At 35.2% G+C, this 14,950-nt stretch carries 12 protein-coding genes; 1 reads left to right on the forward strand and 11 read right to left on the reverse strand.

Annotated elements, in window-relative coordinates:
* Positions 1-110: 110 nt before the first annotated feature.
* On the reverse strand, positions 111-1,028 hold the full coding sequence (locus OL225_RS02800) for an alpha/beta fold hydrolase (protein WP_264517196.1): 918 nt from the start codon (positions 1,026-1,028) through the stop codon (positions 111-113).
* 84 nt (positions 1,029-1,112) lie between these two features.
* A complete protein-coding gene (locus OL225_RS02805) occupies positions 1,113-1,496 on the reverse strand; it encodes a winged helix-turn-helix transcriptional regulator (protein ID WP_047378668.1) in 384 nt (127 codons plus the stop codon).
* A gap of 124 nt (positions 1,497-1,620) precedes the next feature.
* Between OL225_RS02805 and OL225_RS02810 the strand changes: the two genes are divergently transcribed.
* Positions 1,621-2,631 carry a zinc-dependent alcohol dehydrogenase family protein gene (locus OL225_RS02810; RefSeq protein ID WP_264517197.1) on the forward strand — a complete coding sequence of 337 codons (1,011 nt, stop codon included), beginning with the start codon at positions 1,621-1,623 and terminating at the stop codon, positions 2,629-2,631.
* 105 nt (positions 2,632-2,736) lie between these two features.
* On the opposite strand, the gene OL225_RS02815 is transcribed toward OL225_RS02810, so the two are convergent.
* The 9 genes from OL225_RS02815 to OL225_RS02855 all read right to left on the reverse strand — a co-directional run bounded on the left by OL225_RS02815 (position 2,737) and on the right by OL225_RS02855 (position 14,929).
* Positions 2,737-3,105 carry a hypothetical protein gene (locus OL225_RS02815; protein ID WP_264517198.1) on the reverse strand — a complete coding sequence of 123 codons (369 nt, stop codon included), beginning with the start codon at positions 3,103-3,105 and terminating at the stop codon, positions 2,737-2,739.
* Positions 3,095-6,553, reverse strand: a complete 3,459-nt coding sequence (locus OL225_RS02820) for an RHS repeat-associated core domain-containing protein (protein WP_264517199.1) — start codon at positions 6,551-6,553, stop codon at positions 3,095-3,097. The genes OL225_RS02815 and OL225_RS02820 overlap by 11 nt, the downstream gene beginning before the upstream one ends.
* 8 nt (positions 6,554-6,561) lie before the next feature.
* The gene (locus OL225_RS02825; protein WP_264517200.1) at positions 6,562-9,900 is read right to left on the reverse strand and encodes a hypothetical protein; all 3,339 of its coding nucleotides are present in this window, start codon (positions 9,898-9,900) and stop codon (positions 6,562-6,564) included.
* Between the two features lie 5 nt (positions 9,901-9,905).
* Positions 9,906-11,528, reverse strand: coding sequence for a T9SS type A sorting domain-containing protein (locus tag OL225_RS02830; protein ID WP_264517201.1), 1,623 nt, complete (start codon positions 11,526-11,528; stop codon positions 9,906-9,908).
* A gap of 284 nt (positions 11,529-11,812) precedes the next feature.
* Positions 11,813-12,367: a putative glycolipid-binding domain-containing protein gene (locus OL225_RS02835; RefSeq protein WP_264517202.1), complete on the reverse strand. Its 555-nt coding sequence runs from the start codon at positions 12,365-12,367 to the stop codon at positions 11,813-11,815.
* A 45-nt stretch (positions 12,368-12,412) separates the two neighbouring features.
* Positions 12,413-12,985, reverse strand: a complete 573-nt coding sequence (locus OL225_RS02840) for a Crp/Fnr family transcriptional regulator (protein ID WP_264517203.1) — start codon at positions 12,983-12,985, stop codon at positions 12,413-12,415.
* A 138-nt stretch (positions 12,986-13,123) separates the two neighbouring features.
* A complete protein-coding gene (locus tag OL225_RS02845; protein ID WP_047379510.1) occupies positions 13,124-13,357 on the reverse strand; it encodes a hypothetical protein in 234 nt (77 codons plus the stop codon).
* 111 nt (positions 13,358-13,468) lie between these two features.
* Positions 13,469-14,005 carry a GNAT family N-acetyltransferase gene (locus tag OL225_RS02850; protein ID WP_264517204.1) on the reverse strand — a complete coding sequence of 179 codons (537 nt, stop codon included), beginning with the start codon at positions 14,003-14,005 and terminating at the stop codon, positions 13,469-13,471.
* Between the two features lie 129 nt (positions 14,006-14,134).
* Positions 14,135-14,929 carry a DUF6896 domain-containing protein gene (locus tag OL225_RS02855; protein ID WP_264517205.1) on the reverse strand — a complete coding sequence of 265 codons (795 nt, stop codon included), beginning with the start codon at positions 14,927-14,929 and terminating at the stop codon, positions 14,135-14,137.
* Positions 14,930-14,950 lie beyond the last annotated feature (21 nt).

A 14,950-nucleotide genomic window follows, 5' to 3' on the forward strand; every position in this document is an offset into this window, starting at 1 on the left:
CAATTTGAAACAGCCTGTTTTGTTTTAACGTATATTGAATGTTGGAAAAGTTTCGGCGCGGCCAAAGGCCGCGCCGAAACTTTTAATTATATAAAATTGCCAATACAATATCATTTAGTTGTTTTCACAAAACTGTTGACAGCATTCACAAATTCTTTATTTTTCTCATAATACAAAAGATGTCCGCCATCAATGGAAACTATTTTCTGATTGGGAAACCGGAAAGTCTTATAATGCTGAGTTCCCACTGCTTTATCCTTTTTTCCCGTAATGATAAGGACAGGAACATGAATATCTTTTGTGATGGGAGCATAATCAGCATAATATTCCGGAAAATCTTTAGGTTTTGAAATGACGGCCATTCCGAAGTCGATGATACGGGGATGAAGAGAGTCTATTTTATCCGTCTGTTTTATGGTTTCGATATCTTCGGTCAGGAATTTATATCCGATTCTTTTTTTTCTTAGTGCACTGCTTATTTTTGAAAGTTCTGAAGAAAGGCTGTCTTTAGGAACTGCTCTGTTTTTTGTCTGTAAAAGACTGTTTCCATATTCAATCTGTTCTTTGAGAGATTCATCATTCAGAAAATGAAGGGTAACATTGGCAAGAATGAGTCCTTTGGTATGCTGGGGATATTTTTTTGCATAACTGACTGCAATGATTCCGCCAAAGGAGTGAGCCAGCAGGAAAACCCTTTTTAATTTGAGATGCTGTCTCAGTTCTTCAATATCCTGAACCATTTTGTCAAGATGATAATTTTTAGAAGTACCGGATGCACCCGATCCCCGCTGATCCATATAAACCATCTGCATGTTTTTTTCCAGACTGTTTCCACCCATCAATTCAAAAGATGGATAACCCTGTCCGGGACCACCTGGAATATAAATGCATGCTTCTCCTTTTCCGGAGATTTTATACTTGATCTTTACATGATCTGAGGTTTCATAAAAGCTTCCAGATGTGCGATTCTGAGCTGAAATTGTAGTCAGGGAAACAAAGAAAAAGAGTAGGAGGGCAATTGTTTTCATATTATTATAACAACTGTAAAGGAGTGTTTATTACCTGGATGAAAAATTAGCTTCCTTTTGCTTATTAATTCTTAATGTTGGTTACTATTTCATAGATCCCGGAAGAATTCTAACTTCATAGGGAATATTTTGTTTTCCCCAGCTGCAGAGCTGGTGCATCACCTTTGTGAGTTCTGAGCCGCTGGGTGTAATGTGATATTCAACTTTTAAAGGAACCTCATTGAATATTTTCTTGGTGATCAGATTTGATTTAACCAATTCATTGAGTACCGAAGATAATACATTATCTGAAATCCCAGTCAATGTTTCCTTCAATTGAGAGAATCGGGAAACGTCATGGGTAATCAGTAATAAAACTTCTGCTACCCATCGTTTACCAATAATCTTTAATACTTTATTCAAGGTACATCTGTCATCCAGATAATGCTCATTTATTGTATTGGTGGAACTCAGCTTCTTTTTACTCATACTCATTTATTTATTAGTAACTCACAATGGACTGTAGTATATTCTCCTTGACTTTTTCAGCATACATTTGTTTCATAAAATTACGTTTTTTACTCTATAGTTTAACAATTCTAAAATAAGCAAAATGAAAGCATATCAGGTAAGTAAAGAGTTCAGTATATCTTCTCTTGAGCTGGTGGACAGATCTTATCCGGAACTTTTACCGAATGAAGTATTAGTGAAAATGAAAGCCAATTCCCTTAACTATAGAGATCTGATGGTGGTAACAGGCTATTCTTCATGGAAACCTCCGGTAGGAAGGGTGCCGGTTTCTGATGGAGTGGGTATCATTGTAGAAAAGGGAAGTGCAGTCACAAATTTAGATGTAAATGACCGCATTGCCGGATTATTTTTACCCAAATGGATAGATGGAAAATTGACTGATGAAAAGCTAGGTGGTTCTCTTGGTGGTACAAAAACAGATGGGCTGCTGCAGGAGTATGCTGTATTTGACCAAAATGAAGTCATTAAAGTTCCTGATTTTTTAAGTGATGAGGAAGCTGCAACTTTACCTTGTGCTGGATTGACAGCATGGCATGGCATCATTGAAAAAGGAGATATTAAACCGGGGAGTACAGTTCTCATCCAGGGAACAGGCGGAGTTTCTTTGTTTTCAGCTCAATTTGCTTTGATGGCTGGTGCTGATGTGATTTTATTATCAAGCAGTGATGAAAAACTGGCATTGGGTAAAAAGATGGGAATTAACCACCTTATCAATTACCGTCAAATTCCTGAGTGGGAAAAAAATATAATGGATATTACCAGTGGAAGAGGAGTAGACCATATTGTGGAAGTGGTAGGAGGAAGTCATATCAACCGATCCATAAATGTAATTGCCCTCGACGGAACCATCTCAGTTATTGGCTTAATGGGTGGATTAAGTGCCGAACTGAATACCGTAAAAATTATGTCCAGACAAATCAGACTGCAGGGAATAGAAGTAGGTTCCAAAGAAATGTTTACCCATATGAATGAAGCTTTGAGAACACATCAGATACATCCTGTCATTGATCATATATATCCATTTGAAGATGCAAAATCTGCTTTTTCTCATCTTGAAAAGGGAGCAACGGGAAAAATTGTGATAAAGTATTAGCTTATTTTGGATGAGGGGTGTTGATATTAATAAAAAACCACTGCAAAAGCAGTGGTTTTTTTTATTCACGGACACGAGCGAGGACGCTCGCGCCAGCGGAGGATATTATTTTAGCATTTTTTCTCTTCTTGCTGTCTCAAATAAATTATTTTGAATAATACTATCTCTTCTAAAAATATATTCTATAGAATCTCCTCTATTTTTTGAAAGAGAATCACCTATTTGATAAGGTGTTTCCATAATTTTGTCAGTGCCATTAGAAAATTTCACATATGGAAAATTATGTTCGCTTTTATTGATGTATATTTCAATAACTTTTGTATGTCGATCAATTTCTAAAATTTGTTGTTTTGTTAAATTATCAGAATTATGATTCAAATAAAAAACAATTAGAAACACAATCGAACCAAATATTAAACCAAAAATAATCAGTGGTTTTTTACTAGATTTATCCAATTCAAAGTTATTGTCCATATACATGTGTTTTAGATTTTGTCCACATTACAGGTAAAGCTTGTGCAGAACCTTTAAAAATGCCTATTCCCATAGTCTTGTAGCCGCTATTAACTGTTTTAGAATTTTGCCCAAAGTGAGATGGTATAAAATTATCAATATTTTTATATCCCGTGTATGTATCATTAAATGTACCCCCATATGACATATTAAGAGGACCATCACCACCAGAATAAGCAACTCCTGTTCCGGCAAAATCTGAAGTAACAAATTTATGGTTTGGATCTGTAGGAATTATGACTCCTGTTTCAACTCCACCCGATGCACCAAAACCTATATTTCCATTAAATGAAGAAAACCAGTTTGTTTCTCCTTTACTATCAGTTACTCTACCAAAACTAAAGCCTAAACCGCCTCCTATTGCATAATTTGCACTAAAACTCCAATAAGTTCCTATATTGGCAGATCCTGCTTCAAATTTTGTACCATCTGGAGTTATTAATACTTCTCCTCTATTTGCTGTATTATCTGAATAATTATAATCTGAAACCGTTCCGTCAGGGTGTAAAGTTGCTCCTAAAACTTCACTTTTAGAACCTCCTCTTGTTAATATATCAATATCATTTGTTCCACTATTATCAACATATGCATATCCTTCATGTTGATCTTTGCCATCAAACCATTTATAGTCCCCTGTCAAATTATTTTGATACCAGTCTGTTCCTTGTCTTCCGTCAGGATCAATAAATCTAATCGGGTTATTAAACGCATAATTATAAGGGCTATGTCTCGTCATCTTTTCAGCCAACGGATCTACCACACCCCATCTACCCAAATCCGGCATATAGAATCTTGCTCCATAATCATACATTCCACTTTCCTGCAACTCCTTTCCGTTGTACTTGTAATTATAGGGAACTCCTCCAAAAGGAGCTGGTACAATAAGGCCCTCTTGGTGTTTTAATCCAAAAGGATAATAATTGTTGGCATCAATGACCTCAGCTATACCACTGCCATTACTTCTGTAACTCACTCTTACATTTCCTAAATGATCCGTGTAATTGTAAATATACTTATTTTCAGTAAAATCATAATACCCTTCTGAGGTAGGTACAAATTTCAATACAGGAATGGTATAAAGAGATGCTGCGGTGTCATAGGCATGTCTGTTATCATACTGGAAGCCGTCTAGATAATTGGTTTCTATAGGCCCGTTATGATCGTATACCTTAGATACTTTCGTGCCATCTGCCCTGTAGATATAACTGGTTGTAGAGTTATCTATTATCCCTGCATTAACCGCAATATTATTGGGAAGATTCAGATAATTATAGCTGATCTTCATTTTCCGGTCAGGATGATCGGTCATATTTCCGTTAGGATTATAAGCCATAGTTCCCTGCAAAGCATCATATCCTGAACGGTTGTTAATGACACCGGCAGGAAGGGTGATTTTGTCCAGTACATTACTTTTGTCCCCATTCTGGTAATTATAGATCAAATCATCAATCATCTCTGCTGTTGTTCCTCCGGAAACAGGCCATGAAAATCTTTTTAAGGTTTTGATATTGCCATTGAGATCATAGCTCAGCTCTTCATTAAAATAATTATTTTGTGCTAAAGAAGCATTGGGCTGGGAATAAGCTCCTTTCAACAATCTGTTTAAAGCATCATACTGGTAATTGTATCTTTTCAACCCCTCTGCACTGGAAATATTCCAATCAATCTCAGCAATATTCCCATTAAACCTTCCTGTTGAAGTGTTAGTATAAACAGGATTATTATACTTCATCTCATAGCCAAATAATTTCCCGTTCAGATTGGCAGGATCGTTAACTTTCGTCATCCAGCCTCTGATATTGTATTGATAAACAATAGTCTGTAATGGAGATGCTGCAGCTATTCCACCCACTTTCTTAGATTCCAGCTGGGAAAGTTCATTGTATTTATTCTGAGTCAGGTATTCAACAGGGTTGCTGCCGATCTGATGAGTATGGGTCAGAAGCCTGTTCTGGGAATCATAGGTGAATTTTTCTACAATGATCTTCTCAGTATCTGTACCCAGCCTTCTATGGTAAGTATTGGTCTGAAGAACAGCCCCAGTATAGTCAAGCTTATTATTAATCACAGTATAGCCTCCAAGATAATTACGGCTTCTTGATCCGATATTTCTTCCCTTGGTATCATACCAGATAAAATTCCTTGTCCAATTGTCATCTTCTATATTCTTTACATAAGAAGCGGTAAGAAGTCCTTTAGTTGTTCTTTCCTGAGCAGGGTCATCTGTAAGAAGAGGCTGGGCAAAGACGTTGGTAACCGCTGGAGATCCTGCCGGATAAGTATCATAATAATTAACGCTTAAGATTTGGGTAACACCGGTAGGAGTCGAAAGATTAGTATAATATACCGGCATGCCGTTTAAGGTCAGCCCCGCTGTAGCAGTTCTGGTTTCATATAAATTAGCATTGGCATTGATACTGTTTTGCATTGATGCCCTGCTGGCTGCATTATTTGTGATTCCGGTATAAACAGCTCTTCCAAACTGGTCATATTTGGTAAAAAGCCATTGCCCTTTTCCTTTAAGCACTGTATCCTGGGTCAGGATAAGCTGATCCGCTTTATTATACACCATATATTCCCAGCCTTTACCAGGTAGTTTCTTTTCTACCAAACGGCTTCTCCCGTCATATTTATACTGATAACATAAATCATTAAGAACAGTATTGGGATCTGCTTCTACAGAAGCTTTGGGAGGAATCACATAAGCCAGTTGGTTATAATCATTGTAAACATAATAGGTATCTGCATTTTCTGTAGCACTGATCACCTTTCTTACCAATACAACCTGGCCTTGTCCGTTTTTAAACTCAATGGTCGGGTTTCCGTCTTCATCGGTAACCGTATTTTTATATAACTGACCTGTTCCGTAGGAACCTGATAATGTCAGACTGGAGGTAAAAGTGGTATAGTTAAAAGTGGCTGTATATTTTTTAACCTCGCCATCTGCATTGGCATCATATCCAAACTGTACAGGCTTGTTATCCCACGCATTTCCAACTTGTTTTTGTGCTAAAACACGGTCTAATGGTGAGTTTTCAAGAATCTTCTCTGAATAAATTTTCTCTGAACCATAAGGAGTACTGCTTACATTGGCTAATGGATCGGTAATAATACCACCGTTTAATGTTGCTCCCTGGGGAACGGGAAGGTAGTCCTGAACCTGTCTTCCGAACTGATCGTATTTAATGGGAGTGACTACATCTTTTCCTAGTGGAGAGGCTTTTACACCTACTATTTGTTTAGGTCTTCCCAAGCCGTCAAAATACTGAACCGTTTCTGAGGTCTTGACATTGGTAAGTGTAGGATCTGATAAATAAGTCTTTGAATAGATATAGTTTTCTGTATTGGTAAGCTGCGCCTGGGCAGTTCCCATTATGAGAATCCCTATTGGAATTATAAGTTTTTTCATGATTGTGTTTAGTTTTTATAATTGTATTTGAATTCTTTTACTGTTTTATAAACTATATTTCCACTGCTGTCTTTTTCCTGCTGACGGATTTCTTTTAATCGGTTCGATGCATCATAGATATAAGACTCACTAATTCCTGATGGAGGGGTGATACTTCTTACCCCAACTAAAGGATCGTAAGTATACGTGGTAATCTGATAGCCAGATAATGCAGAATTACTTCTAAAGGTATTCAATGCGGATATAAATGCTGTTTCATCATTGTTTACACCTGCATCTGCATCTATGTTAGAAGCGCTAATGATTTCTAAAATACCTGGTGAGAACCCTGATAAACGAGCGTAGGTAATCCCTTCTATCTTCGCAATAGGTTGAGTTTGATTATATCCCCATACAATACTAACAGGAAGTCCATCTCTTGTTGTATATTGAAGTAAATTTCCTTTATTGTCGTATATATCATAACTGATTGCAGCTTCCATCACTCCGTCAGAAAGATTTTGAGACAATGATGAAATAGGAAGTGGTAGACCAGTTGTTTTGGTATCAGCTTCTGTCTGGGTATATGGATATAAGATTTCTGTTTTAGAAATTACCTTTCCATTTTTCTTTGTTTCCGTTTCAAGTGGAATACCAATCATATTCTTGCCGGTCAGGTATTGATTGTTTTTTTCCAGAGCATATTTATAATTTGTTTCTAATAAAGACTGATCAGAAAAAGTTGCTTTAATGTCCGTTAGTTGGTTGTCAGTATTATTATACTGATAATCGCTGGTCTGTGCAATTTTCTTAGCATTCATATTTACTGTATTGTTAAGAAGATCTGTTAACAGGATGTCTTCCATAAAATCAGTTTCTATGGTTTTCTTTAAAGTCGTAGAATAAGTGGTGATAGGCAGCATACCTATAATCCTGTTAAAAAGCTGAGTTCCCGGTGTTATGTTTGGAGGATACATTGTAGGAGTATAAACTTCCAATCCTACCAAGTTGTATATTTTATTTATAGTATTCACTTCGTAATTCTTCTCACTCATTTTTAAAGCAAAAAAATTGTTATTCTTCTTAACAAATGAATAGTGTTTAAGAAGCGTTCCATTATATTTGTCATAGAACAAAATCCTTTCAAGATTTTTCGTCATCATACCAATAATATATTCAATATTCTTCGGGGTATAAATAACAGTTGCATCAGGTTCTCGTAATGGTTCAAATTGGTCAAATTCAGGCGCAGAAAAAACCTTTACTTCACCTCCTTTTTCAAAATCATCACCACCATGACTGATTGTAACATTAGGATAAAAATTATCATTATTAATATCTGAGAAAGAATAATTATTTATTCCAGAAGTAAGACACAGCTTTATAAGGCTATACGGAAATCCTGAGTCATCACAAATACCTTCAGAATACATATTCCCTAAGAGAAAATTTTGATAATTGGTCCTCGATAAAGGAAGGATATCCGCATTATGAATATTTTGGAAATTACTATAATATAATCTTTTGATATTAGAGATAGCACCTTCAACTGTTTGGTCGTACATTTTTTTCAACCTTAGACCATGATCCTCAACTTTTGTATATCCAATATAGTAATCTGCATTAACAGATGATTCAAACGTAATATTGGGTCTTAAACATGTAATAACAATTCTATATTGACTATTAGGATTTGTATTGATCTCGATGATTTTATTAAAATCCATTTGGGTTTTGGGGAGATAATAGTTTTGGTTAATCAATATCTGATTTGACGTAATATCAATAACTTTTAAATTGGATGCTCCTTGATTATTAGGAATAGTAGACGGATCATCCTGATGGATATTAAAATTTAATGTTATTTTATTATCTAGTACAATATTTCCATGAATAGTCATTGAATCTTTAACCACTACAGGATAATAAGGGTCTGTGTTTGTTGCAACCGTTTTGTTATCACGTGTAGGTTTTTTTATACCTAGTGATTCATATTCAAAATGCGTACTCCCTTTTGTCGGGTAAGTAATGGAGGTCAGGGTCCCTTTTTTAGCAAAATTAAAGTCAGCTCTTCGATCTGCAAAATTAGAAGCACCGAAATTCACATTAAAGTTCGCTCCCAATAAGTTAATATCAGGGATTGAGGTTGTATTTGATTTCCCGTTATTATATCCAAAAGTATCTATAGAAAAAGCATTTTTCCTAGGAACATTATTAGCTTCATCATATGTAAACACATATTCATTTTCAAAAATTTTTGAGCCCTGAGAATAATTGTAATTTTGAAGTTTATTCAGGAAAAACTTGTCATATCCATCAATGTAAGTAAAATCTATTGTTTTTCTTTTTTCATTTTTATAAAATACATCAATAGAGATCAGTTTATCATAAAATGAAAAATTATTCGCTTGATAATAGAAATTTATCGAAATATTATTTGAAGTAATTTTTGATATTTTCAACGGATTCATAAGCCTTAAAGTATTCACTGTCGTTGGAGGATCTGGCTCATTTTGAGGATGACAACCTGCAGATGGGCCGATTAAGGTTATTGACTTGTATAGAGTAGTAGACAATATAATACTTTTTGTATAGGTCTTTTCATATTGAAAATTAATAGTATTGCCATCCGGATATTCTATTTTTGTCAGGTAAAAACTGGTTATTCCCGAAGTATTAAGGGACTCTCTACTAGCAGTAGTTTCTATAGCATTTTCCCCTCCCAGATAGAATTTCACCCCTTTATTTGTTGTGATGATAAAAGCATAGGTTTGTGAAAAGTTTCCTACAGTGCTTATTTTATATAAATGTTCATCCGTTATCAGTACTGGATTAAGATTTTTGTCAAGATAAAAGCTTCCTGAATATCCGGGAACTGTAAAATTGAAAATATCAACCTGAGTATCATTTATATTCCCATTAAGATAAGAAGCCAGCTCTACAGCTTGTGGAGTACCCTCGTTTGCATTAGCTAGATTGGCAGCAACCTGAGAATCATTAAAATAGATTCTTTTGCTACTATCAACTGTTTCGTCAGCCTTTCCATATATTGTTCTATTGACAACTCCGCTGGATTCAAGCACCCAGCTCATTCCTACACTTGTAGGAATATCATTTACCTTAACTCCAATTTTGGCGTAATTAAGGTTTACAGAATGCTCTACTCCATTGCTTTTTAGATTATACACAGGAATGCTAATTGAAGCCATACCTCTGTACTCATTCAATGGTGTCTTCCCATATTCCGTTCTTAAAAATGATTCGGTGGAAGGAGGAACTACTTTTGGAATATCAAAAGGCTCAGGGTCTCCCTGTCCTTTAATAAAGATTATTGGGATAAATAATAATAAGTTTAAAAAAAATTTCATGCTGGTTATTTTTTTATCAGTTTTGCGTTTGCCGTTTTATTGTTATCAGTTTTTATAGTCACAAGATAAGCACCCTGCACCAAAGCCTGGGTATTGATCTTAGTCACTCTGTTCTTAGTTTTTATACTCTGAAGCTGTCTTCCGCTCATATCATACAAAAGAATATCAGCATCTTTAAAATCAAAGCCGATTTCTACATAAGCATAATCTGATACTGGATTTGGATAGATTTTGATGTCATATTTTTCAATGAGTTGATCAACCTGTTTGTCTCCCAGTTTTACAATTTTCCAGTTTTCTTTACCCAGTTCTTCTGCGCTGGTTCCGGCAAGAACAATAGAACCGTCTTTGTTCAGTTTTAAGTCAGAAAGTCTCTCTTCTTTTTGTCTGGATTCTCCTTTCACATGCTTTCTCCATTGTTCATTACCATTCTGATCCAAATACAGAATCCAGAACGTTTCATCATCCGTTTGAATTCTTCCTTCTGCCTGAGTATAACCTCCTAATAGAATGCCTTTGGATGATTTATCATCTGCGGAATGAATCACACTCATTCCCATCAATACATCTCTTCTTCCAAAGTTGTAGGATTTCTGCCACTGCTCATCTCCTCTTTCATTTAAAGAAATCAGCCAAAGATCTGTTCCTTCTTCAATGCCTACAGTTTTATTTCCTGATCTTTCGGATCTTGATTCTCCACCAATGATAAAGCCTGTTGACATTAATGCCAGGGTTCTGATATGATCATCACCTTTTCCTCCGAAATTCTTTTCCCATTCTACTTTTCCGTTTTTGTCTAATTTGACGATCCAGTAGTCACCTTCACCGAAATTTTCAGTTTGTTTCGAGTTTCGGGATACGGAATTCGAGTTTTGAACGTTTGACACAGAACCCGCATTTCGCATCTCAGAACCCTTTTCAGATCCCGAAACACGAACCTCGGAACTTCTGGAATAAATTCCCAATAACGCTCCTCCATCTTTCGTTGGAATCATCTTCTCTACTTCGTCTAAGCCTTTTCCACCTAAGATTAATTGCGAGAGTTCTTTTCCGTTTTTATCAATTCTGGTAATCAAGACATCTTTGGAGCCGTAGCCTTTTGAAGAATTTTGAACATTCCCTGCAACAAAGAATCCTAAGTCTGTAGTTTGAATCACAGCTCTTGCTTCTTCGTCTGAAGAACTTCCTAAGGTTTTCTGCCACAATTCATCACCCAATTCATTGATTCTGATCAGCCAGATATCTGATCCACCTTTGGAATTTTCTTTTTTATCCAGCCCTTTTCCAGAATAGGAAGTTCCGGCTAATAAAAATCCACCATCTTGTGTGGTTACTGTTGCTGATAAATAATCATGATTTTGTCCGGAAAAGTATTTTTCCCAGGCTTCTTCTCCCTGCTGGTTCAGTTTTACAAGATGGAAATCATAGCCGTTGTTTTGTTTGCTCGTTTGCTGTAATTTGTCGCTCTGAATCGAGCTTCCCGTTATCAGATACTGCTGATCGATAGTTGTGGTGACCTGGCTAAGAAAATCCTGAGTAGAGGATTTGATGTCTTTCTGCCACACCACTTCCTGAGCTAATCCCAGGACAGTGTATAAGGTAAATGCACCGATATAGAATTTTTTCATTCCAATGTTGTTTTCTGAGTTAGTAATTAGTTTCTTAAAACTGCGCGAATTTAACACTTTTTAAGACATGAAAATCAATTTATTGCAGTCTGTAGTAAATCATACTATTTATAATTAAATCTACTTTATACTGCATTGAATTCATCTTATTCTCATACAAAGTTATCTACGCGCAACGACAGAACATGTCGTATTTTCTTATAATGAAAAATAAGTTATGATTATTTAAATAAAAAAGACACTTAATAAAGTGTCTTCCAATTAAATTTTTATTGAACAGTTTTTCAGAGTTCTGCAATTTTTTCAAACAATTTGGGATAGCTGATGACCAGCCCTGCATTATCTACTGAAATCTCTGCTTTAAAATCGTTTTCGATATTTTCATACAGGTATTTATTGGATGCTGTCTTTGTATATTGTTGCTGAACAGGTCTGATATGCTGGTTGAGTACATCAATATAAATCACATCGATTTTTTTTGGATTGTTCTCTTTGAGTTGTAAATTATTGATCGGTAGTGTGTTGGTGAATGGAGTCAAAGAAATATCGATAAACTTAATATCATTGAACTCAGGGTTGATAACATTGTTGATTTCCCATTGATTTTGATTCCTTTTTCCTTCTAATGTTGTTTTAACCTTATTGATCTCAGATTTGATCAGAAAATTCTGAACGATCCAGTTTTTGTCAATGAGGATACTATAGTCTACGGCATAAATTTTATCTTCATAACAGCCTATAATTTTTGATTCTACTATTATATAGTTTTCATCTTTGGTCTGCTCGTTAAAATATTCAAGAGATTGATAAAGAACTCCTTGCCAGATTAATGTTTTCATATAATATTGTTTTTACTTAGTGTAGTATTATCTTATAGAAAGTTGTTAACGGGAGATTCTCCGTTTCCGGATTCTGCTTAATGTTTCTCTTGCTATGCCCAGAAATGAGGCCAGCTGGGTGAGAGATATACGTTGGAGCATTTCAGGGTATTTAGTTTCAAGATATTCCAGTCTTTCCTGTGCTGTATAAAGTTTGAATAGATTAGAAAATTCTTCCAGCCTGGAGGCAAACTGACGGATGCAATGACGCCCCAATGTTTCAATTTCCGGATTCTTTCCAGCTGCTTCAAATAATTTCTTTTTATCAAAAACTATGGTACAAAGCTTTTCACAAGCGATGATGTTGAATTCAGACTGCTGCCCGCTTCCAAAACTGCTGATATTGGTTGCTATTTCATTCTCAAAGAAAAATCCGGTGTTTTTTATAACTCCATCTATTTCATAATAGCTTTTGCAAAATCCTTTATCAACGTAAAATAAAGACTGGCAGATTTCTCCTTCCTGTAACATCAGTTCATTTTTCTTATAATGCCTTTCCGATAAGGCCGGTTGAAGCATCATCCAACTTTCATCAGAAAATGAGGTAAGGGATCTGATGTATTTCAGAAGATTTTGCATGATATTGAGTGATCCTGTTTCTGCGAAAGTAGTGAAATTGCCAGAAATTACTTGTATAAGTATGTTTTTCCCCAGTAATTGAGCGTAAAAAAGAGCGGTAAAAACCGCCCCCAACAAGATTCTATCTAACAAAATATTTTACATATAAACGCATCCACATCCGGTTTCCCATTCCTGGCAAAGGCGCATAGGTTCATTACAGCCAGGATTACCACCGCCGCCGCCGGAAACTCTGTAACAGGTACCATCGCTGCAATAATATGAGCCAATGGTTGGCGGACAATTACCATCCATATCACATAGTGCATAAGGTGTGTCACCACCACTGATCAGCACAAGCTGATTTCTCTTTAATTTTTTTAAATTTTTCATAGTAATCATGTTTTAATTTGTTGATTACTAATGTATAGAAAAATTAGCACACCAGCAAGTGTTTTAATTAAAGAGAATTGAAATATTTTATGATAATACCATATCATAGATCTATTCCACATCTAAGGTCATAAAAAGAGCGATTTCTTCTGTATTATTATATAGTCTTGTATTCAGTCCGGTAATATTGAATCCCATTCTTCTGTAAAATTGAATAGCAGGATAGTTGGTATTCTGTGTTTCGAGCTCAATAACTCTGCAGTTTAATTTTCTGGCTTCTTTAATGGCGCTTTTAATCAGCACAATCCCGATTCCCTGTCGTCTGTGTTTTTCATCGATAAGGATATTTTCAATGTAAAAACTGTTATTCCATGACCTTTGCTCACAGATAATCCAGCCTGCAAGCTCTTCATTCACATAAGCACCGAAAGAATTACCTTGTTCAATAATAGTATGGAGTTCTTCCAGATCTTCAGAAGTGGTTTCCCATATTTTGGTATAAGGGAAAGTCTTTTCTTTTAAACTAAATTCAAAAGAACCTCCAAATTCAATAGAAGAAACTGAATATATTCTGTCTGTTATATAGCCGTTATGTCCCCATTCTAGGGTGGGATTGGAGACTAATTTTTGTAATTTTCTTATTTCCACATCAGATATTTTTAAATGTATTGAATTTCAGTATAGGTTTCTATTAGATAATTATTGAGATCTTTTTATTGTTTTTATACCAAAGTTTCTTTGAAGTACGAGTATGCGCTTAGAATCATTCTTTTAAAATTAGAGGTTAAAAAATTGAATAAGTCTTGATAAACCAAATTGAAATTTAGGCTTTTCATAATCTTTATCAGGATTGTATATTTTAATTTCAACTTTATTTCTGTCTTTGATTACAAGTCCGGAATGATTTTCAAGATTAGAATTAATTCGTTCCAATAATCCCAATTGAAGCATTACATCTAATATTCTCTCTCCGTCTGCAAAATCTTCATAAATAGTAATGGGAAGAGGTCGGTACTTAGGTGTGGATTTAATATAAAGAGAAAAAAAATAAGGGTCAAGGTCTCCAAATTCCATCCCAAACATAAATGGAACTTCAATTTCCTGTTTTGTAGTTACATTTTGAAAATAACAATGATAACCATGAAGGAAATATCTCCATTTCCCTACTTTTCCACTCTGAGTTCTTCTACTTCTACCTTTGAAATAATTAAAAGCAAGAAAAGGGAAATCTTTGTTTAGTTTTATTTTCTTCTTTTCAAAAAATAAACTGACCAGTTCTTCTCCAAGTTTTCTATAGTCTTTTGCACATTGTACAAAAAATAATTGGTTTGCAATTATCTCTTCTTTTGTAATCAGTTTTCTTATTTCAATTTTAGGTTCCATTGAATGAATACCAATTATAAAATGAGGAAGATTTTTCTTTAATTGTTCACCATAGTCCTCTCTGATGTGGCGGATAGGATGATCAAAAATTATTCTGATTGTTTTTTGTCTGGGTATATTTCTGAGGGAATCAATACCAGGAAGTTCTTGTATTGATTTTGCAGTTATTACATGAGTAGCTCTTTCCAAAACATTAAATCGATGATTCGT

The organism is Chryseobacterium viscerum, assembly GCF_025949665.1.
In the GTDB taxonomy this organism is placed as follows: Bacteria; Bacteroidota; Bacteroidia; order Flavobacteriales; family Weeksellaceae; genus Chryseobacterium; species Chryseobacterium viscerum_A.

Coding starts and splice junctions, on each gene's coding strand:
- OL225_RS02800 (WP_264517196.1), bottom strand. CDS start 1,028: ATGAAAACAATTGCCCTCCTACTCTTTTTCTTTGTTTCCCTGACTACA.
- OL225_RS02805 (WP_047378668.1), bottom strand. CDS start 1,496: ATGAGTAAAAAGAAGCTGAGTTCCACCAATACAATAAATGAGCATTAT.
- OL225_RS02810 (WP_264517197.1), top strand. CDS start 1,621: ATGAAAGCATATCAGGTAAGTAAAGAGTTCAGTATATCTTCTCTTGAG.
- OL225_RS02815 (WP_264517198.1), bottom strand. CDS start 3,105: ATGGACAATAACTTTGAATTGGATAAATCTAGTAAAAAACCACTGATT.
- OL225_RS02820 (WP_264517199.1), bottom strand. CDS start 6,553: ATGAAAAAACTTATAATTCCAATAGGGATTCTCATAATGGGAACTGCC.
- OL225_RS02825 (WP_264517200.1), bottom strand. CDS start 9,900: ATGAAATTTTTTTTAAACTTATTATTATTTATCCCAATAATCTTTATT.
- OL225_RS02830 (WP_264517201.1), bottom strand. CDS start 11,528: ATGAAAAAATTCTATATCGGTGCATTTACCTTATACACTGTCCTGGGA.
- OL225_RS02835 (WP_264517202.1), bottom strand. CDS start 12,367: ATGAAAACATTAATCTGGCAAGGAGTTCTTTATCAATCTCTTGAATAT.
- OL225_RS02840 (WP_264517203.1), bottom strand. CDS start 12,985: ATGCAAAATCTTCTGAAATACATCAGATCCCTTACCTCATTTTCTGAT.
- OL225_RS02845 (WP_047379510.1), bottom strand. CDS start 13,357: ATGAAAAATTTAAAAAAATTAAAGAGAAATCAGCTTGTGCTGATCAGT.